Annotated in this window: 14 protein-coding genes and 1 pseudogene; 9 read left to right on the top strand and 6 right to left on the bottom strand. The window is 71.9% G+C overall.

The features are described 5' to 3' along the window. Positions 1-2 precede the first annotated feature (2 nt). The 9 genes from O0235_RS14810 to mutL all read left to right on the top strand — a co-directional run bounded on the left by O0235_RS14810 (position 3) and on the right by mutL (position 16,358). Positions 3-2,432 (top strand): DUF2298 domain-containing protein, encoded by a 2,430-nt coding sequence (locus tag O0235_RS14810; protein ID WP_270056543.1) that lies wholly within the window; start codon positions 3-5, stop codon positions 2,430-2,432. Beyond that, entirely contained in the window at positions 2,429-4,057 is a 1,629-nt protein-coding gene (locus O0235_RS14805; RefSeq protein ID WP_270056542.1) for a hypothetical protein, read from the top strand. The genes O0235_RS14810 and O0235_RS14805 overlap by 4 nt, the downstream gene beginning before the upstream one ends. Next, positions 4,054-7,302 (top strand): flippase activity-associated protein Agl23, encoded by a 3,249-nt coding sequence (locus tag O0235_RS14800; RefSeq protein ID WP_270056541.1) that lies wholly within the window; start codon positions 4,054-4,056, stop codon positions 7,300-7,302. The genes O0235_RS14805 and O0235_RS14800 overlap by 4 nt, the downstream gene beginning before the upstream one ends. 17 nt (positions 7,303-7,319) lie before the next feature. Further along, positions 7,320-8,321: a lysylphosphatidylglycerol synthase transmembrane domain-containing protein gene (locus O0235_RS14795; RefSeq protein WP_270056540.1), complete on the top strand. Its 1,002-nt coding sequence runs from the start codon at positions 7,320-7,322 to the stop codon at positions 8,319-8,321. Then, the gene (locus O0235_RS14790) at positions 8,318-9,679 is read left to right on the top strand and encodes an FAD-dependent oxidoreductase (RefSeq protein ID WP_270056539.1); all 1,362 of its coding nucleotides are present in this window, start codon (positions 8,318-8,320) and stop codon (positions 9,677-9,679) included. The genes O0235_RS14795 and O0235_RS14790 overlap by 4 nt, the downstream gene beginning before the upstream one ends. 51 nt (positions 9,680-9,730) lie before the next feature. Further along, positions 9,731-10,204, top strand: a complete 474-nt coding sequence (locus tag O0235_RS14785) for an NADH-quinone oxidoreductase subunit NuoE family protein (protein WP_270056538.1) — start codon at positions 9,731-9,733, stop codon at positions 10,202-10,204. After that, the gene (locus O0235_RS14780; RefSeq protein WP_270056537.1) at positions 10,201-11,937 is read left to right on the top strand and encodes an NADH-ubiquinone oxidoreductase-F iron-sulfur binding region domain-containing protein; all 1,737 of its coding nucleotides are present in this window, start codon (positions 10,201-10,203) and stop codon (positions 11,935-11,937) included. The genes O0235_RS14785 and O0235_RS14780 overlap by 4 nt, the downstream gene beginning before the upstream one ends. 69 nt (positions 11,938-12,006) lie before the next feature. Then, a complete protein-coding gene (mutS, locus tag O0235_RS14775; protein ID WP_270056536.1) occupies positions 12,007-14,565 on the top strand; it encodes a DNA mismatch repair protein MutS in 2,559 nt (852 codons plus the stop codon). Beyond that, entirely contained in the window at positions 14,562-16,358 is a 1,797-nt protein-coding gene (gene mutL, locus O0235_RS14770; protein WP_270056535.1) for a DNA mismatch repair endonuclease MutL, read from the top strand. The genes mutS and mutL overlap by 4 nt, the downstream gene beginning before the upstream one ends. Before the next feature lie 10 nt (positions 16,359-16,368). On the opposite strand, the gene O0235_RS14765 is transcribed toward mutL, so the two are convergent. The 6 genes and pseudogenes from O0235_RS14765 to O0235_RS14740 form a co-directional block, all read right to left on the bottom strand. After that, the gene (locus tag O0235_RS14765) at positions 16,369-16,962 is read right to left on the bottom strand and encodes a Fe-S-containing hydro-lyase (protein WP_270056534.1); all 594 of its coding nucleotides are present in this window, start codon (positions 16,960-16,962) and stop codon (positions 16,369-16,371) included. Continuing rightward, positions 16,955-17,340, bottom strand: a pseudogene (locus O0235_RS14760) (GNAT family N-acetyltransferase). Before O0235_RS14760 ends, O0235_RS14765 begins: the two are co-directional and overlap by 8 nt. 125 nt (positions 17,341-17,465) lie before the next feature. Continuing rightward, positions 17,466-18,026, bottom strand: a complete 561-nt coding sequence (locus O0235_RS14755) for a GNAT family N-acetyltransferase (protein WP_270056532.1) — start codon at positions 18,024-18,026, stop codon at positions 17,466-17,468. Between the two features lies 1 nt (position 18,027). Further along, a complete protein-coding gene (locus tag O0235_RS14750; protein WP_270056531.1) occupies positions 18,028-18,873 on the bottom strand; it encodes a fumarate hydratase in 846 nt (281 codons plus the stop codon). Positions 18,874-18,927: 54 nt separating this feature from the next. Further along, the gene (locus O0235_RS14745; RefSeq protein WP_270056530.1) at positions 18,928-19,107 is read right to left on the bottom strand and encodes a hypothetical protein; all 180 of its coding nucleotides are present in this window, start codon (positions 19,105-19,107) and stop codon (positions 18,928-18,930) included. 81 nt (positions 19,108-19,188) lie between these two features. Beyond that, positions 19,189-19,986 (bottom strand): enoyl-CoA hydratase/isomerase family protein, encoded by a 798-nt coding sequence (locus O0235_RS14740; RefSeq protein WP_270056529.1) that lies wholly within the window; start codon positions 19,984-19,986, stop codon positions 19,189-19,191. Positions 19,987-20,003 lie beyond the last annotated feature (17 nt).

Here is a 20,003-nt window from a genome sequence, read left to right as displayed (position 1 = left end):
CGATGGAGGCCGTGCTCGCCGCCTGGCTCGCCGCGATGCTGCTGGGCGCGATCGGCCTCCCCTTTGCCGCGGCCCTCTTCCGCCGCTTCCCGGACGCCGGGGCCGGCCTCGCCGTTCCGCTCGGCCTGCTGGCCGTCGCCCTCCCGTACTTTCTGCTCCGCGCCGCCGACATCCTGCCGCCCGGCCGCGGGGGCTACCTCCTCGCGGCCGTCCTCGCCGCCGCCGCAGCCGCGCAGCTGGCCGGCCGCCTCCGCCTGCACCGGCGCGAACTCGCCCGCGTCGGGGCGGGAGCGGCTATCGCGGCCAGCATCTTCACGGGCGCCTTCCTCGCGTCCGCCGCGTTCCGCTCGTACAACGCCGAGATCGTCGGCACCGAGCAGCCGATGGACCTGCTCTTCCTCAACGCCGCGATGGTCTCGCCCGACTACCCGCCCCGCGACCCGTGGCTCGCCGGCGAACGGGTCAGCTACTACTACTTCGGCTACCTCCAGGTCGGCGTCCTCGCCTCGATTGCCGGGGTCCCGGCCTCGACCGGCTACAACCTCGGGCTCGCCGCCACTTTTGCCGCGACTGCTGCCGGGCTGGTGTCGCTCAGCTGGGCGCTCGCCCGCTGGGCGCTCCCGCGACGGTCGCGCCGGTTCGCCGCTGCGGCCCCGGCCGCGGCGCTCGCGCTCGTTCTCTTCGTCGGGTCGCTCTCCGCCGTCTTCGAATGGGCGGCCGCGCACGAGCGCTATAACGAGTCCCTCTACCGCGCCTTCGGGGTCGAAAACTTGCTGCCGTGCGAACCCGGCCAGTCAGCCGACTGCTACGCCGGCCCGCCCGGCCAGCGCACCTCGGCGTGGTATCCCACCGAATACTGGTTCTGGTGGCGCGGCTCCCGCGTCATCCCCGGCACGATCACCGAGTTCCCGTTCTTCAGCTTCCTCCTCGGCGACCTCCATCCCCACGTCATGGCCCTCCCGCTCATGACGCTCGCAGCGGCGTTCGCCGCGAGCCTCTGGCGCGCCCGGGGCGTCCTGTCCTGGCGGAGCGCGGCCCGGTCGCCCTGGCGCCCTGCGGCGGCAGCGGTCATCTTCGGCGGCCTCGCCTTCCAGAACACCTGGGACGTCGTCACGTTCTCCGCCCTCCTCGGCCTTGCCGCCGTCGGCCGCAGCTGGCGGGAGCAGCCGCTGCCCCGCGCCCTCGCGTCCGCTGCCGGCTGGCTCGCTCCGGCGGGCCTCCTCGCGCTCGCGCTCTACGCCCCGTGGTGGCTCACCTTCAGCTCCCAGGCGAGCGGCCTCTACGCCTACACCGGGGCAGGCACGCGGCCGGCGCACGCCTTCCTCCAGTTCGGCGTCCCGCTCGCCTTCGCCGGCATCGGCCTGCTCGCCTTTGCGCCCGGCTTCCGCCGGCTCGGGCCCGCGGCCGCCGTCGCCGGCTGGGTTGCCGTCCTCCCGTTCGTCGGCTGGGTCGGCCTCGCAGCGCTCCGCGGCGACCTCGCCGCTGCCGCCGAGAACCGGGGCGCAGCCGGCTGGGTCACGCTCGCGGTGTACGGCGGGCTTACCTGGGCGCTCGCCGCGCTGGCGCTCGCGCTCGCATCCCGGCGAAACGGCGCCGCTCCGGCCGCTGCGTTCGGGGCCGCCGGCGCGCTCCTGCTCTACGGCGCCGAGCTCTTCCTCGTCCGCGATGTCTTCTTCGGGTCGGTTCCCCGCCTCAACACCGTCTTCAAGCTCAGCTACCAGGCATGGCTCCTGCTCGGCATCGCCGGGGCGGTCGCCGCCGCCGGCCTCCTCGCGGCGGCCTTCGACGCTCACGGCGCGGCGCGCCGATCCCGCCGCATCGCCGCCCGCGCGGCGGTCCCGGCCGCCGCCATCCTGCTCGCCGGCGGACTCGTCTACCCGCTCCTCGCTGCCTTCAACCGCACCGAAGCTTTCAGCCGGCCGACGGCCATCGACGGCCTCGCCTGGCTGCAATCCGCCGACCCCGGCGAATACGCCCTCGTGCGGTGGGTGGAGCACAACGTCCCGCCCGGCGCGGTCCTCATCGAAGCCACGGGCCGCCGCTGGGTCGTCGAGGCCGACGGCAGCCGCCGCATGGTCGATGCCGGCGTCGACTACACCGACGCCGGCCGCATCGCCTCCCGGACCGGCCGCCAGGTGCCCATTGGCTGGTACTTCCACGAAATCCAGTGGCGTGGCGACTCCCCGGCCAATCGAGAGCGATTCCTCGCCCGCCAGGACGCGGTCGACCAGGCCTACCTCGCCTCGACCCCCGACGCCGTCCTTGCGGCGATGCGGACGTACGGCGCCGGCTACCTCGTGGTCGGCAGCGTCGAACTCTCCCGCTACCCCGGCCCGCTCCCCGACTACGACGCGTTCCTCGACCGGGTCTTCGAAGCCGGCCGTTACCGTATCTACCGCCTGCCGCACTATGAACCGGTCAGCCCGCCATGACGACGACCGCCGCCTCCCCTGCAGCAGGCCCGCGGGGCATCACCGTCGCCGCAGCCGCGTGGACGGCCGCAGCCGCCGTCTACGCCGCCATGCGCCTGCTCGCGTTCGTGAAGCTTCCCGTCGGCGGCCTCGAACTCTGGTCCCTCTCCGGCGCATGGCAGGCCCGTGTCGGCATCGACGACACGCGCTACGTCCCGACGCTGTACCAGGCGCTCACGGCGCTGCTCCTCCGCATCGATGACAGCGAGACGCTCCCGCGGCTCGCCGCCCTCGCGGCGTCCCTGACCGTCCCCGTCTCCCTCTTCCTGCTCCGCCGCCGCATCGGCGAACCTGCCGCCATCGCGACCCTCCTCGTCCTCGCCTTCGACCCGCTGCAAATCGCGTTCGGCCCCGCGGCGACGGCCGCTGCGCTCGACCTGCCGGTCATCGCCGCCAGCCTCGCCGCGCTGGCCGTGCTTGGCCCCCGCCCGCCCGTCGTTGCCGTCGCAGCCTTCCTGCTGGCTGCGGCCGGGCCGCTGCCCCTCGTCCTGCTGCTGGGGGCAGCGCTCGCGCATCCCCGCGTGAACTGGCGCGAACCCGCGGCGGCAATCGCCGCCGCCGCTGCCGCCCTCGGCGTCCTCGCCGCGAGTTTCGGCTTCGGGGCCGGCTGGCAGGGAGTCACGGTTCCGCCGTTCGACCTCTTCGCAGCCGGATTCGATGCCGACTGGTCGACCGAGACGGCCCGGCGCCTGGTCGCGCTCTACGCCTGGGGGCCGGCCGTCCTCGCCGGCGGGTACCTCGCCATCCGGGCCGCCCGCGACCGCGCCGGCCTCTTCAGCGACCCGCTCGACCGATTCGCCGCCGCCTGGTTCGGCCTCAGCCTCGCCTGGTGTGTCGCCGCCGGCGGCAGCCGCGACCCCCTCCCGGTGCTCTCCCTCACGGCGAGCGCGGCGCCGCTGGCGGGCCGCGGGCTGGCATGGCTCGTCGAATCGCTCGGCAGCGCCGACTGGCGCCGCGCCGGGTGGCCGCTTGCCGGCGCGCTCCTCGCCGCCGCGACCCTCCTCGGCCCGCTCCTCGACTGGGCCCGGCTCGGCCGCGTTGGCCCCGGGAGCGAAGTCGTCGCGGTCGTCGTGCTCGCCGGCGTCATCGCCGGGGGATTGACGCTCCTGCTCCGCTGGCCGGCGACCCGCCCCGTCGCCATCCTCCCGCTGGCCGCCGCTGCGGCCGTCCCGTGGCTCGCCGGCGGTTTCGCCGTCGCCAGCGGCAGCCCGAACGAGCCGCTCCCCTCGCCCGTCACGACCCTCCAGGCCAGCGAAATCCGCGACATCGTCGCCGGCCCGGCGCGCGATCCCTCCGGCATCGTCGCCATCCATCCCTCGCTCGCCGACGCGCTCACCTGGCCGCTCAGGGGCAGCCGCGGCCTCGTCGCCGCGAGCCGCATCCCGCCGAACGCCAGCGTCGTCATCTGGGAGGCCGGCGGTTCCCCGCCCGACGGCTTCCGCGTCTTCGAGGGCCGCTGGGCCGTCCTCAGGGAAAGGCGCGGTCCAGATGGCGGCTTCCTCGACTATCTCCGCTGGCTGGCGAACCGCAATACTCTACCCGTGCGCGACCTCCCCGCAGCCGTCTACATCCGGGAGCAGCCGTGACCGCGGCCGCTCCCGCCCGTCCTGCCCGCCTCGAACGCCTCCTCGCCGTCCGCATCCCGCTCACGGCGGAGGTCGTCCTCTACGCCCTCGTCTTCGCCGCCGCCGTGCTCCTCCGCACGTGGGACCTCGGCGCACGCGCCCTCCACCACGATGAGAGCATCCACGCCCAGTGGTCGTGGGGCCTCCTGCAGGGCAATTACCGCCACAGCCCCATCTTCCACGGCCCCCTGTACTACCATCTCCAGGCGGCCGTCTTCTTCATCTTCGGCGCGAACGACTACACCAGCCGTCTCTCCGCGGCCATCGCCGGCACCGCCCTCGTCGCCCTTCCCCTGCTCCTCCGGCGCCGGCTCGGGGCGGTCGGCACCTTCGCCGCCGTCGCCCTGATCGCCTTCTCCCCCACCCTCGTCTACTTCAGCCGCTTCTTCCGCGAAGACATCTACATGGCGGCCTTCACGCTCCTCATGGTCGCCGCCATGTGGCGTTACATCGACGAAGGGCGGGTCCGCTGGCTCTACGTCTTCGCCGCCGGGTTCACCGGCAACGTGCTGACGAAGGAAGGCTCGTTCCTCGTCTTCGCCGTCATGCTCGTCTACCTCGACCTCTACCTCGCCGCGCTGCTGGCGAAGCGGACGCTCGAAGGCCGCACCGAGCGGTTCGCCCGCGAAGACCTCGCCCGGCTCGCTGCGCTCGACCTCGCCCCGCCCGAACGCGCCGCCCTCGAAGACCGCATCCGCAGCACCGCGCGGCTCGACACCCCGTTCCGCCGCTTAGCGCTCACCCTCGCCTTCGCGCCCTACGCGTGGCTCCTCGCGGCCTTCTGGCCGTTCATCGGCGCGCTCCGCCGCCGGCTCGATTGGGCCGACGACCTGCCCCGCCCCGGTGAGGTGCTCCTGCTCCTCGGGACGTTCTGCCTGCCGCTGCTGACCCCGGTCGCCCGCGTCACCCTCCTCGAGCCGCTCGGCATCCTGGAGAAGGACCGCCTGAGCTGGGAGAAGAGCCTGCAGGGCCCCATCGACGTCCGCGACCGCATCGCGCTCGTCGGCCTGTTCACGGTCACGACGAGCCTCGCCGCCTTCGCCGGCCTGCAGTGGCGCCCGAAAGTCTGGGGCATCGCCTTCGCGCTCAGCGCCCTCGTCTACCTGACCCTCATGACGTCGCTCTGGACGAACCTCCACGGCCTCGTCAGCGGCCCCTGGGGTTCGCTCGACTACTGGTACAGCCAGCAGGACGCGCACCGCGGCGAACAGCCCTGGTTCTACTACCACCTGCTGATGTTCGCCTACGAATTCCTGCCCCTCGCGCTCGTCCTGCTCGGCGGCTGGTGGGCCGTGGTGCGCGGCGACGCCTTCTCGCGCTTCCTCGTCGCCTGGCTCGTCGGCATCTGGCTCGCCCTTTCCTGGGGCGCCGAAAAGATGCCCTGGCTCAACACCCACATCGCGCTCCCGGCCTGCCTGCTCGCGGCGTGGAGCATCCAGCGCGCCTGGGACGCCTGGCGGGAGCGTCCGCCGCTGTCCGCCCGTCTCCTCGTCACGCTGGCCGCTGCGGCGCTCATCGGCTTCGGCGCCCTCCTCGTCATCGCCTACCTGCCCGGCGGCGCGGCCATGCAGGCGGCGCGGCTCGGCATCGTCGCCGCCGCCGCAGCCGCCGTTGCCTGCCTCGCCCGCCCGTTCGGACGGGCCGCGCTCCCCGCCATCGCCGCCGTTGTGATCGTCGGTGCGCTCGCGCCGTTCTCGGCCCGGACGATGGTCCGCGCGACCTTCGAGCGCGGCGACGTCCCGAAGGACCTCCTCGTCTACACGCAGAGCTCGCCCCAGCTGAAAGACATCGCCGACCAGGTCAACCAGCTCGCGGCCGCGACCGGCCTCGGCTACGACCTCCCCATCGCCGTCGACACCACCGATTCGTTCGCCTGGCCCTGGGCCTGGTACCTCCGCGACTACCGCAACGTCTCCTACCTCGACTTCTCCGCCGGCCCGCCGGCCGGCCAGTACGAAGTCATGCTCGTCGCCGCCGGCAACCTCGGCCGCATCCAGGACTACCTCGCCCGGCCGACGACCACCGTCTACGCCGCGCCCGTCCGCTACCCCCACCGCTGGTGGTATGACGAGACCTACAAGTGGGCGATGGACGTCGAGCCCGGCCAGCCCTGCACCTCCCGCGGCGGCAATTGCGGCCCCTTCCGCCTCGCCACCTGGAAGCACATCGCAACCGGCTTCCTCGACCGGGGCTGGCTCACCGCCTGGGCCGCCTACTGGCGCGACCACGACCCCGGCCGGCCGCCCGGCTCCACCGATGCCTACGCCTTCCTCCCGGCAAATTTCGACCCCGCGACCGGCCGCCTCCGCCCGGAGCCCGTCGAACCGCCGCGGCCCACGCTCGACAGCGAAGGCCGGCCCGTGTTCGGCGGCGCCGGCCACCAGCCCGGCCAGTTCTTCAGCCCCGTCGATATCGAGCGCGACGCCGCTGGCAACCTCTACGTGATCGACAGCGCCACCCGCCGGCTGCAGAAGTTCGACCCCGCCGGCAATCTCCTCCAGGCCGTCGACATCCGCGTCGACCCGCAGAACCCCGCCGAGCAGTCGGAGCCMYGGGGCCTCGCCATCGGCCCCAACGGCGAGGTCATCGTCGCGGACACCTTCGGCTGGCGCATCCGCATCTTCGACGCCGGCCTCCGGCCCGTCGCCACCTTCGGCCAGCCGCCCACCGGCGCCGCGCCCGGCCCGTTCGACCTCTTCGGGCCGCGCGATGCCGTCGTCACCCCGGATGGCGAGCTCTGGGTCACCGACACCGGCAACGACCGCATCCRGGTCTACACCCTCGCCGGCGAATACGTGCGCACCATCGGCGGCCCCGGCGCCGGGCCGGGCCAGTTCGATGAACCGGTCGGCCTCGCGCTCGGCCCCAACGGCGCCGTGTACGTGGCGGACATGTACAACCGCCGCGTCCAGGTGCTCGGGCTCGATGGCGCCCCGCTCCGCGAATTCCCGGTCGAAGGCTGGGGCGGCCAGGACGTCATCGACAAGCCGTACCTCCGCGTCCTGGGCGACGGCCGCGTCGCCGTCGGTCTCCCGGCGGCCGGCCTCGTCCGCATCTATTCGCCGGAAGGCCGCCTCCTCGCCACCGTAAGAGGCGGCGCCGAACCCCTGTCCCGTCCCTACGGGATGGTCGAAACCCCCGATGGTAAGCTCTGGATCGTCGAGGGCGGCGCGGCGCGTGTTCGCCTGTTCGCCGTCCCCGACTGAACCCCGAAAGGCCGCCTGTGGTCCGCTCCCTCCGCTTCTGGGTCAGCCTCGCCGTCAGCGCCATCCTCATCGCGCTCTTCCTCCGCGCCACCCACCCGCGCGAGCTGGCCAGCGCCCTCGGCGACGCTGACTACCGCTGGCTCATCCCCGGCACCGCCGTCCTGTTCGTCGCCATCGTGGCGCGCTGCATCCGCTGGTCCGTCCTCATGCGCCCCGTCGCGCCGATGAGCCCGGCCCGCCTCTTCCCCTACGCCATCATCGGCTACATGGCCAACAACCTCCTCCCTGCCCGCGCCGGCGAAGTCGTCCGCGCCTACGTCCTCGGCGACCGCGAGCGCGTTTCCAAGATGGGCACCTTCGGCACCATCGCCGTCGAACGCCTCTTCGACGGCTGCACCCTGGTGCTCATGCTCCTCGTCGCAGGGGCGCTGGTCGGCTTCGAAGACAACCGGCTCCGAATCATCGCCGTCGCCTCCACCCTGCTCTTCCTCGCCGCCGTCATCGGCTTCTACGTTCTCACCCTGCGGGAGGAGCGCGCGTTCCGCGTCATCCACTTCTTCCTCCGCTGGCTGCCGGACCGTTTCGAACCCCACGTCGAATCGGTTGCCGACAACCTCGTCCGCAGCCTCCGCTCCGTCCACCAGCCGGGGCCGCTCGCGCTCGTCATCCTCTTCTCCGGGCTCGCCTGGACCATCGAAGCCGGCGCCTACGCCGTCATCGGCCTCGGCTTCGATATGCACGTCAGCTTCGCCCACTACTGCCTCCTGCTGGCCGCCGCCAACCTTGCCATCATCATCCCGACCTTTTTCGGCGGCACCGGCCCGTTCGAATGGGCGGCCCGCCTCGTGCTCATCTCCGCGAGCGTCGACCCGGCGGTCGCCTCCGCCTACTCCGTCGTCGCCCACGGTGTCATCCTCATCCCGACGACCGTTCTCGGGCTCATCCTCCTCTGGAGCTTCGGCGTCTCCTTCCGCCGCATCGCCCGGGTCGAAGTCGAAGAACGGGGGGCGCTCACATGAAGGTCGGCATCGTCGGCGCCGGTGTCGCCGGGCTTGCCGCCGCGAAGGTGCTGCGGGACGCCGGCCACGAGGTGACCATCTTCGAAGGACGCAGCGAAGTCGGCGGCCAGGTCGTCACCTTCCCCGTCGGCGGCGAAGAGCTCGAGTGCTTCTACCACCACATCTTCACCAGCGACACCACCGTCATCCGCTACATCGAGGAACTCGGCCTCGGGCCGTACCTCCGCTGGATCGAGCCGCGCAACGCCCACTTCGTCCGCGGGCGGATGTACCCCTTCGTCACGCCGCTCGACCTGCTCCGCTTCACGGCCATCCCGCTCACGAGCCGCATCCGCCTCGGGCTCGCGGCCCTCTGGCTCCGCCGCCGCTCCGACGGCATCGAACGGTACGAAGGGGTCACCGCCCGCGAGTGGATGCTTCGCGCCGTCGGCCGGAAGGCGTTCGATGCCTTCTGGGGCCCGCTCCTCAAGGGAAAGTTCGCCGACCAGGCCGACCAGGTCGGCATGGTCTGGCTCTGGAACAAGATCTACCTCCGCTTCGCCTCCCGGAAGGGCGGCTCCTCGAAAGAGGTGCTCGGCTACCTCGAGGGCTCCTTCAAGCGGTACTACCGCGCCCTCGCCGACCGCCTCGAAGCGCAGGGCGTCGCTATCCGCCTCAACACGCCGGTCGAGCAGGTCGCCGTGGAAGGCGGCCGCGTCGCCGGGCTCCGCGCCGCCGGGACGTTCCACCCCTTCGATGGGGTCCTCCTCACCGTCCCCAACGTCATCGCCCTCAAGATCGCGCCGGACCTGCCGCCCGCCTACCGCGACATCCTCGAGCGGGTCCGCTACCAGTGGGCCACCTGCCTCGTCCTCGCCCTCGACCGGCCTCTCACTCCGTTCTACTGGCTCTCCATCGGCGACGACCTGCCCTTCGTGGCCTGCATCGAACACACGAACTTCATGCCCCCCGAGCGGTACGGCGGCAACCACGTCGTCTACCTCTCCAACTACACCGCACCCGACCATCCGGTGCTCCAGATGGACGCGCCGCAGGTCTTCGAGCACTACCTCGCCGGCATCCGCCGGCTCAACCCCGCGTTCGACCCGGCACTGGGTCCGCGACATGTGGTTCTTCAAGGACCCCGGCGGCCAGCCGGTCATCACCACCCACTACTCGCGCTCCATCCCGGAGATGCGGACGGGCATCGACGGCCTCTACCTCTCGAACACCACGCAGGTCTACCCCGAGGACCGGGGCCAGAACTACAGCCTCCTGCTCGGCGAAAAGGTCGGCCGCCTCATGCACGAGGACGCCGCCCGGGTCGCCGCCGCCCGCGGCGCCGGCATCTGACGCGCACCTGCCCACGCGCCGATTAGCCCGCGCTCTGCTACAGTTGCACCGAATTTCACAAGCGAGAGGTCCGGTCGATGGCCGCTGAACCCGGTTTGCAGGAGCTCCGGGAGCTCGTCGCCGAATTCCAGCCCGGCCGCGGGCACGTCCTGCCAGCGCTCCACAAGGTCCAGCACACCTACGGCTGGGTGCCCCGTGCGGCCATCGAAGTCATCGCCCGCCAGCTCAACACCACCCCCGCGCTCATCTACGGCGCGGTCACCTTCTACAGCGACTTCCGCACCCACCCGCCGGCGAAATACGAAGTCGCGTGGTGCTGCGGCCCTGCCTGCCGGCTCCGCGGCGGCGAAGCCATCCGCGAGGCCATCCAGGAGGAGCTCGGCATCGGCCTCGACGAGCAGACGCCAGACCACCGCTTCGGCCTCCACGTCGGCCAGTGCAATGGCACCTGCCACGAAGCCCCGCAGATCTGGGTCAACGGCCGCGTCCGCGGAAACCTCACGCCGGAATCGGCCCGCGACCTCATCCGTTCGCTGAGGGATGGCGAATGAACGCACGCCTGCAGAAGCTCATCGCCGACGCAAAGGCCGCCTGGCAGGCCGAACAGGCCTCCGGGCGCGTCCGCATCCGCGTCACCCTCGATACCTCCTCCATCGCCCGCGGCGCCGAGGAGACGCTCGCCCGCCTCCGCGACGCCGCGGCCAGCCGGAAAATCGACGCCGACGTCGGCATCACCGGCTCCTGGGGATTCTGCTGGATGGAGCCCTGCGTGTCCGTCCGCTCCGCCGCCGGCACCCACGCCGTCCTCTACGGCAACGTCACCCCCGACCGCGTCGACGAGCTGATCGATGCCATCGCCGCCGGGCGCGACCTCCCCTCGCTCGCGCTCGGCGTCATCGAAGGCAACGCCACGCCCGACATCCCCCTGCTCGAAGACCACCCCTTCATGAAAGGCCAGGTGCGCCGGCTGATGGCGAATCTCGGCCGCACCGACCCGGAGAACATCGACCACTACCTCGCCCACGGCGGCTACGAAGGCTTCGGCAAGGCGCTCGAAATGGACGCCGAGGCGATCGTCAAGGAAGTGCTCGATTCCGGCCTCGGCGGCCGCGGCGGCGGCGGCTTCCCCACCGGCCGCAAGTGGGACTTCCTCCGCAACGCGACCGCCTCGCCCCGCTACCTCATCTGCAACGCCGACGAAGGCGACCCGGGCGCGTGGGTCAACCGCATCCTCATGGAAGGCGACCCGCACCTCATCATCGAAGGCATGCTCATCGCCGCGCTCGCCTCCCACGCCGACGAAGGCTACATCTACATCCGCTACGAATACCCCCTCGCCTTCGAGCGGATGAAGAAGGCCGTCGCCCAGGCCTACGAAAAGGGCCTCCTCGGCAAAGACATCCTCGGCACCGGCAAGAACTTCGAGCTCATCGTCTTCCTCGGCGCCGGCGCCTACGTCTGCGGCGAAGAGACCGGCCTCATCAACTCCATCGACGGCTACCGCGGCATGCCCCGCATCAAGCCGCCCTTCCCCGCCCAGGCCGGCCTCTGGAACAAGCCGACCAACGTCAACAACGTCGAGTCCTACGCCAACGCCCCGCTCATCCTCCGCAACGGCGCCCAGTGGTGGAGCTCCGTCTCCGACGCCAAGGAGAAGGGCACCAAGATGTTCACCTTCTCCGGCCACGTGAAGCAGGCCGGGTGCATCGAAATCCCCTTCGGCCCGAAGGTGCGCACCCTCCTCGAGCAGTACGCCGGCGGGCTCAGCGGCGACCTCCCGCTCAAGGGTTTCCAGCCCGGCGGGCCGCTCTCCGGCGTCCTCCCCGCTTCCGACATCGACCTCACCCTCACCCTCGACCCGTACCGCGAGCGCGGCATGTTCCTCGGCTCCGGCGGGGTCGTCTTCTTCGACCAGTCGGCCTGCATCGTGGACCTCTGCCTTTTCTTCCTTGGCTTCTGCGAGGACGAGAGCTGCGGCCGCTGCACCACCTGTCACGGCGGCACTCAGCGCGCCGTCGAAATCCTCCGCCGCATCGCTGCCGGCGGCGGCCGCGACGCTGACCTCGACAACTTCGAGAAGCTCATCGGCACGCTCGTCTGGTCCAACTGCCTCCACGGCCAGTTCGCGATGACGAGCATCAAGACGTCGCTCAAGACCTTCCGCGACGAGTACGTCGAGCACATCGTCGACAAGGTCTGCCGCGCCGGCGTCTGCAAGGGGCTGATGCCCGGCCGCTGGGCGCGCCGCGCCGCGCCCCAGCCCGCTGCGGCCGCTGCCGACTAACCCGGCGCACATCCGTTCGCCCGCGCTACAATGGCCTTCGCCCCCGCGAAGGGGCCGGAGTTCCGCCGCGTGTCGACGCCTATCCGGCAGCAGTACCTCGACCTCCGCAAGCGCTACCCGGGCACCATCCTCTTCTTCCGCCTCGGCGATTTCTACGAAACCTTCGATGACGATGCGAAGCTCGTCGCCGAGGAGCTGCAGATCACGCTGACCTCGAAGCCGATGGGCAAGGACCTGCGCGTCCCGCTCGCCGGCGTCCCCTACCACGCCATCGACCAGCACGTCGCGAAACTCGTCGCCCGCGGCTACCGCGTCGCCATCTGCGAGCAGCTTGCCGACCCCTCCGAGGTCAAAGGCCTCGTTCCCCGCGACGTCGTCCGCATCGTCACCGCGGGCACCGTCACGTCCGAGGCCTCGCTCGAAGCCGGCCGGCCGAACTACCTCGGCGCGTTCGTCCGCCGCGGCCGCGACGCCGCGCTCGCTCTCGCCGACGTCACCACCGGCGAAGTCCGCGTCATCCCCGGCGAAGACGCGCTCCTCGAAGCCGGGCGTTCTCCTCTCGCGGAACTCCTCCTCGAAGACCTCGCAGATGCGCCGGCCCTTCCCCTCCCGGTCGTCCAGCGCCCCCTCCTGAGCGACCTCGCCGTCGAAGCCGAACTCGCCCGCCAGTTCGGCGAGCACGCGCAGGCCGGCCTCCTGCCCGGGCCGGCCGCCGCGGCAGCCGTCGCCCACCTCCTCATCTACCTCCGCGAAACCTACCCCGCCGCCCTCGGCGCCATCCAGCGCGTCCGGGCCGAAGGCCCGGAGTCAGGGCTGCTGGTGGACGAGCGCACCCTCCGCAACCTCGATGTCTTCCCCGCCCCCGGCAAGACGGCGTCGCTCCTCGCCGTCATCGACCGGAGCCGGACGGCGATGGGCACCCGCCTGCTCCGCCACTGGCTCTCGCACCCGCTGCGCGACCGCGAGGCGCTCGAAGCCCGCTTCGACGCTGTCGCCTGGGCCATGGGCCGCCCCATCGAACGCGAGCGCGCCCAGGCCGTCCTCCGCGGCATGCCGGACCTCGCGCGCCTCGCCGGCAAAGTCGGCGCCCGCTCAGCAACTCCGCGCGACCTGGCCGCCCTGCGCGATGGCCTCCGCGCCGTCTTCGACCTCGGCGCGCGGCTTCCGGCAGCGGAGCTGCCGCCGCTGCTCGCCGAGGCCGTCTCCGCCTTCAGCGGCGCCGCCGAGCCGCTCGCTGCGCTCGATGCCGCCCTCGCCGAGGACCCGCCCGCCTCGTTCGATGAGGGTGGCGTCATCCGCCCCGGCTTCAGCCCCGAAATCGACTCGCTCCACGCCCTCACGCGCGACGCACGGAGCTTCCTCCTCGGCCTCGAGCGGCAGGAGCGCGAGCGCACCGGCATCAAATCGCTCAAGGTCGGGCACAACAAAGTTTTCGGCTACTACATCGAAGTCTCGGCAGCGAACGCCGCCCTCGTCCCGCCGCACTACCAGCGCCGCCAGACCCTCGTCGGCGCCGAGCGGTACGTCACCGAGGAGCTGAAAGAGTACGAATCGCGCCTCATCGGCGCCCGCGACCGGCTCGTCGAGCTCGAACGCCAGGCGTTCGCCGCACTCCTCGAGTCGCTGGCTGCCGGGCTTCCCGGGCTCCAGGCCGTCGCCGAAGGCGTCGCGAAGGTCGATGTCATCCTCGGGCTGGCGGAAACCGCCGCAGAGCGCGGCTACACCCGCCCGGCGTTCACCGCTGGTGAGCTCGACATCCGGGCGGGCCGCCATCCTGTGGTCGAGGCCGCCGTCGGCACCGGCCGCTTCGTCCCGAACGACTGCGTCCTCGGCGGCGACACACAAATCCTCGTCATCACCGGCCCGAACATGAGCGGCAAGTCGACCTTCCTCCGGCAGGTCGCGCTCATCGCCCTGCTCGCCCAGGCCGGCTCGTTCGTCCCGGCCGCCGAGGCCCGGCTCCCGCTCTTCGACCGCATCTTCAGCCGCATCGGCGCCCAGGACGACCTCGCCGCCGGCCAGTCGACCTTCATGGTCGAAATGGTCGAAACCGCGCAAATCCTCCACCGCGCGACGCCGAGCTCGCTCGTCATCCTCGACGAAGTCGGCCGCGGCACCAGCACGTACGACGGCATGGCCATCGCCCGCGCGGTCATCGAATTCCTCCACAACCGGAAAGAAGGCGCCGCCCTCACGCTCTTTGCCACCCATTACCACGAACTCACTGCGCTCGAAGGCGTCCTCCCGCGCGTGCGCAACGCCCACGTCGCGGTGCGCGAGGAGGGTGGGGAGGTCGTGTTCGAGCACCGCGTCGTGCCCGGCGCCGCCGACCGCAGCTACGGCATCCACGTCGCCCGGCTCGCCGGCCTGCCCCACGCGGTCATCAATCGGGCCGAACACCTCCTCTCGGAGTTCGAGGCGCAGCGGCAGCCCGGCGCCTCCTCGCCGGCGCTGCCGGCGAACGGGCGCGTGGCGCCCGAAGCCTTCCAGCCGGCCCTGTTCGCTGCCGTCTCCCCCATCGAAGAGGAGCTGGCCGGGCTCGATGTCGACGGCATGACGCCCATCGAAGCGATCCAGAAGCTCTACGAGCTGCGCGCCCGGGCCCGCGCCGGCCGGGTGCCGCGGTGACCGCCGGCGCCATCCGCGTCCTCCCCCCGGAAGTCGCGGCCCGCATCGCGGCCGGCGAAGTGGTCGAACGCCCTGTCTCCGTCGTCCGCGAACTGCTGGACAACGCCATCGATGCCGGCGCGACGCGCATCCAGCTCGCTTTCGACGAAGGCGGCATCGCCCGCATCGAAGTCAGCGACGACGGCCGCGGCATCCCCCCGGGCGACGTCGAACTGGCCTTCGAGCGGCACGCCACCTCGAAAATCGCCTCCGTCGATGACCTCCACCGGGTCCACACGCTCGGCTTCCGCGGCGAGGCGCTTCCCTCCATCGCCGCCGCTGCCGACGTCGAAATCCTGACCCGCGCCCGCGGCGAACCGGTCGGCGTCTTCCTCGCCCTCGCCGAAGGCCGCCCGGTGCGCCGGATGGCCCGCCCGGCGCCCGAGGGCACGACCATCACCGTGCGCGACCTCTTCGCGCGCGTCCCGGCCCGCCGCAAGTTCCTCGGCTCGCCGGCCGCCGAGGCCCGGGCCATCACCACCCTCGCCGCGCACTACGCCCTCGCCTACCCGGGCATCGCCTTCCACGTGCTCAACGGCGGCCGCCGCGTGCTGAGCACGCCCGGCGACGACGACATCCGCCACGCCTTCGCTGCCGTGTACGGCGCCGACCTCGCCCGCCAGGTCCTGGACGTCGCGGCCGGCGAGGGCCCGGTCACCGTCGCCGGGCTCGCGGGGCCGCCGTCCCTGCACCGCGGCAACCGCGGCGGCATCTCCATCTTCGTCAACGGCCGCTGGGTGCAGAGCCGCGCGCTTCTCTTCGCGGTCACGGAGGCCTACCAGTCGCAGCTGCCCGTCGGCCGGTTCCCCGTCGCGGCGCTCCACCTCCGCCTCCCGGACGACGAGGTCGATGTGAACGTCCACCCGGCCAAGGCCGAAGTCCGCTTCCGGGATGAGCGGCTCGTCGCGCGCGCTATCCGCCTCGCGGTCCGCGCCGCCCTCGAGGCGGCCGCGCCGGTCGCATGGCGCCCGGTCATCTCCGTGACTCCGCCGGCGGCCGAGCGGGCGGGCGGCCAGCCGCCCTCACCCGCGCCGCCAGCGGACGCAGACGCCGCAGCCGCCCCGCGCGTCGAGCCGCCGCCGGCCCTCCGGGGCCCGGTCCCGACCCAGGGCGTGCTGGCGCTGACCCGCCCCGTGCAGCCCGCGCCGGCGCCGGCCCAGCCGGCGCCCCACCGCGACCTCCTGCCGCTCCTCCGCGTCGTCGGCCAGCTGAACGCGACGTACATCGTCGCCGAGGGCCCCGACGGCATGTACCTCGTGGACCAGCACGCGGCCCATGAGCGGGTCGTCTACGACCGCATCCTCGCCCGGCGCGCTGCCGCGGGGCCACCGGCCGTCCAGCCCCTCCTCGAGCCGGTGCTGGTGGAGGTCGGCGCTGCCCTCGCGGCGGTCGCTGAGGCTGCCGCCGCTGACCTCGCCGAACTCGGCCTCGTCCTCGAACCGTTCGGCGACGGCGCGCTGCTGCTGCGGCAGGTGCCCGACGGGTTCCGCGCCGATGACCCGGTCGACGCCGTGCGGAGCGTCCTCGACGCCATCGAGCGGGACGACCGCGTGCCCGCCGGGTTCGGCCGCGCGGCGGCGACCATCGCCTGCCATTCGAGCGTCCGCGCCGGGATGGCCCTTTCGATGGAGGAGATGCGCCGCCTCGTCGACGACCTCGCCGCCGCGGCCACGCCCCGCACCTGCCCGCACGGCCGGCCGACGCTCATCCACCTCGGCACCGAGGCGATCGAGCGCCAGTTCGGCCGCCGCTGACCGCCGCCCGCTACCCCCCGAGCGACTGCACGGCCGGGATCGGCCGCGAACTCGTCCGGTACTGCCGCTTGCCGGCTTCCAGCAGGTCGCCGCCGTGGCAGTCGTTCACGACGATGGCCGGGAAGTCCTCGACTTCCAGCCGCCGGATCGCCTCCGTCCCGAGGTCTTCGAACGCGACGACCTCGGCCGACTTGATGTGCCGGTTGAGGAGCGCCCCCGTCCCGCCCACGGCGATGCAGTAGACCGCATGGTGCTGTTTGATCGCCTCGCGGATGGCCGGTCCCCGCCCGCCCTTGCCGATGATCCCCTTCAGGCCAGCCTCGAGCATCGGGATGGTGTACGGGTCCAGCCGCATCGCCGTCGTCGGCCCCGCCGACCCGATGACGGCCCCCGGCCGTGGCGGCGTCGGCCCGACGTAGTAGATGACCTGCCCGCGGAGGTCGATGGGCAGCGGCTCGCCCCGCTTCATCAGCTCGATCATCCGCTTGTGCGCCGCGTCGCGCGCCGTGTAAATCACGCCGCTGAACGTCACGTGCGTCCCAATCGTGAGTCCCTCGATCACGTCGTCCGTCAGCGGCGTCGTCAGCCGTACCGAATCAGCCATGTGGTGCCTCCGCGGGGTCTTCCCCCAGTGTTTTGGACATAACGATGAAATGGGCCGGCGCCTTCAGCTCGTGCAGCGCCTCCGCGGGCCACGGTTTCGCACCCGTGACGCGGTAGCCGAGCCGCGCGTAGTAGGCCGGCAATTCCGTGCGCGGGCTGGCCACCTCGAGCGACATCCGCAGGCAGCCCGCCGCCCGTGCTCGCGCCTCTGCCGCTGCGACGAGCCGCCGCCCGAGGCCGCACCCCTGTGCCCCGGGTCGACGGCGAGCATCCCGAAGTGCCCCTCCGGCGGTTCCGCCGCGACGCGAACGCACCCGGCGATGCTCCCGTCTGCCTCCCGGGCGACGAGGAACGTCTCGCGCTCGAGCAGCTGGCGCACTTCGTCCAGCGTCGTCCGGTCGGCCGCCTTGAAGAAGTCCTCCACCCGGTAGGCGCTGTTGATCAGCCGCGCCAGGGCGACCGCATCGCACGGGCTCGCTTCTTCGATCACCAGCGCATCCGGCCTCACAGCGGCTTCACCATCTCGCAGTACCGGTGTGGCACGAGGAAATCCCAGTGCCCCGCCGCGTGTTCGACTTCGTGGATGACGCGGTAGCCGAGCCGTTCGTAGTAGTCGACCAGCCCGAATTCGCGCACCGTGCCGAGCGCGACGGCCCGGTAGCCCTCCTTCCGCCCCAGCTCCTCCGCGAACGCGACCATGCGCCGGCCGAGCCCGCCGTTCATCCGCGCCGGCTCGACGGCCGCCATTCCGAAGTAGAGCGCCCCCTCCCACGGGTGCCCGGCCGGGATGGCGCCCGGGGCGGGCCGCGGCGTCCCCGCCGGCCCCAGCATGTCCGGCTCGATGAACCGCTCCGCCGCCGCGACCAGCGCGCTCCCGATGAGCACGCCGTCCTCTTCGGCCACGATGAAGCGCGCGCCCGGCCCTGCTTCGGCCAGCAGCTCCGAAGGCGTCGTCCGCTGGCCGGCGAACAGGTGCCGGTACCGCGCGTACGCCCGGTTCACGAGGTCCGCGACCCGCTCAGCGTCCACGGCCTCGGCTGGCACGAGCCGGAGCGGCGCCGTCATCTCAGATGACCGCCTGCTTGGTCCGCGCGCTGTGGCACTGGATGTTGACGGCCACCGGCAGCGCGGTGATGTGCGTCGGGTACGTCTCGACGAACACGTCCAGCGCCGTGGTGCTCCCGCCCACCGCCTGCGGCCCGACGCCCAGCTCGTTGACTGCCTGCAGCAGCTCCTGCTCCAGCTCCGCCACCTCCGGGTCGGGGCTGCGCTCGCCGATCTTCCGGAAGAGCGCGTGCTTCGCCATCGTCATCGCCTTTTCGGCTGTGCCGCCCACCCCGACGCCGATCACCAGCGGCGGGCACGGGTTGCCGCCCGACATATCGACCGTCTCGCAGACGAAGTCGATGACCGCCTGCTTGCCCATGCCCGGCAGGAAGTTCTGGTAGCGCGACATGTTCTCGCAGCCGCCGCCCTTCGGCATGAACATCACCTTGATCCGGTCGCCCGGCACGATCTCCGTGTGGATGACGCCCGGCGTGTTGTCGCCGGTGTTCACCCGCGCGCTGAACGGCCGCGCCGCGATCGACTTCCGCAGGTAGCCTTCGCTGTAGCCGCGCCGGATGCCCTCGTTGACGGCGTCGATGACGTAGCCGCCGGTAATGTGCACGTCCTGCCCGATTTCGAGGATGACGACTGCCGTCCCCGTGTCCTGGCAGAGCGGCAGCATCCGCTCCCGCGCCACCTGCGCGTTTTCGAGAATTTCGTCGATGATCTGGACCGCCAGCGGCGACCGCTCGGTCTGGCGCGCCGCGCGGATCGCCCCTTCGACGTCCTCGGGCAGAAAGTGCGTCGCTTCGATGGCGAGCCGCGCCACCGTCTCCGTAATCAGCTCAGCCGGAACCTCTCGCATGCGCATCCCACAGTGGTGATGCACAGAGCGTAGCAGCCGAACCCCGCTCGTTCTTCAGGCGCTCCGGTCGAGGTGCTTCCCCACGTTCGGGTCCAGCAGCCGCACGAGCTCGGCCTGCATCTCCGCGGAGGCCTTCACCGCCTTCACCGCTGCGGTGAAGGCGACCCGGCCCGCAATCCCCTCCACCGGGTCCGCGGGCACCGACTTGGGCGCGATGGCAGACAACAGGTTCATGCCATAAGTGTCAGCCGCACCGAAGCAGCGTGCCGGAACAGCGGCGGTGCTGAGAGGTGACAACCTGGTGGCGTCTCTTCATTAGCGCCCCTTGAACCGCGGCTCCCGCTTCTCGAGGAACGACTGCCGCCCCTCGGCGGCGTCCTCGGTCGCGTGCGTAATCTGCTGCAGGAACTGCTCCAGCTCGATCTGCTCATCGAGGCCGCGCGTCGCGCCCTCCTGCACGAGCCGCTTCATCAGCTCGATCGCCACGCTTGGGCCGCGCGCGATGGCCCCGGCCAGCGCGCCGGCCGCGGCCGGCAGGTCGTCGTCCGGCACGACCTCGCTCACGAGCCCGATCCGCTCCGCCTGCCGCGCGTCGATGATCTCGCCCGTGTACAGCAGCCGGTACGCCCACTCCGGGCCGACCAGCCGCGGCAGCAGCCAGGTCGACCCCGTGTCGGCGACGATGGCGCGCTTCACGAAGATGGCGCTGAACCGCGCCGACTCGGCGGCGATGCGGATGTCGCAGGCCATCGCGAGCGAAAACCCGGCACCCACGCACGGCCCGTTGACCGCCGCGATCGTCGGCTTCCGGCAGTGGTACACCTGCGCCGTCGCGAGGAACCGCGACCGCATCATCCCCGCCCGCCCGGGGAACGGCCGCGCCGGCCAGTCCTCCTCCCGGGTCGCCGTCGTCAAATCCGTCCCGGCGCAGAAGCCGCGGCCCGCGCCGGTGAACACCACTGCCTTCACCGCGTCGTCCGCTTCGGCCATGGCGACGGCATTTTCGATCTCGGCCCATGAGCCCCAGGAGAGCGCGTTCAGCTTCTCCGGCTTGTTGAGCGTAATCCGCGCCACGCCCTCGTGAACGTCGTAGATGATGTCGCGAAACTGCATCAGGCTGTCTCCGTCGA

Origin of the sequence: Tepidiforma flava, assembly GCF_027594505.1 — a bacterium.
Lineage (GTDB): Bacteria > Chloroflexota > Dehalococcoidia > Tepidiformales > Tepidiformaceae > Tepidiforma > Tepidiforma flava.
This window is presented reverse-complemented; position numbering and strand designations above follow the sequence as displayed.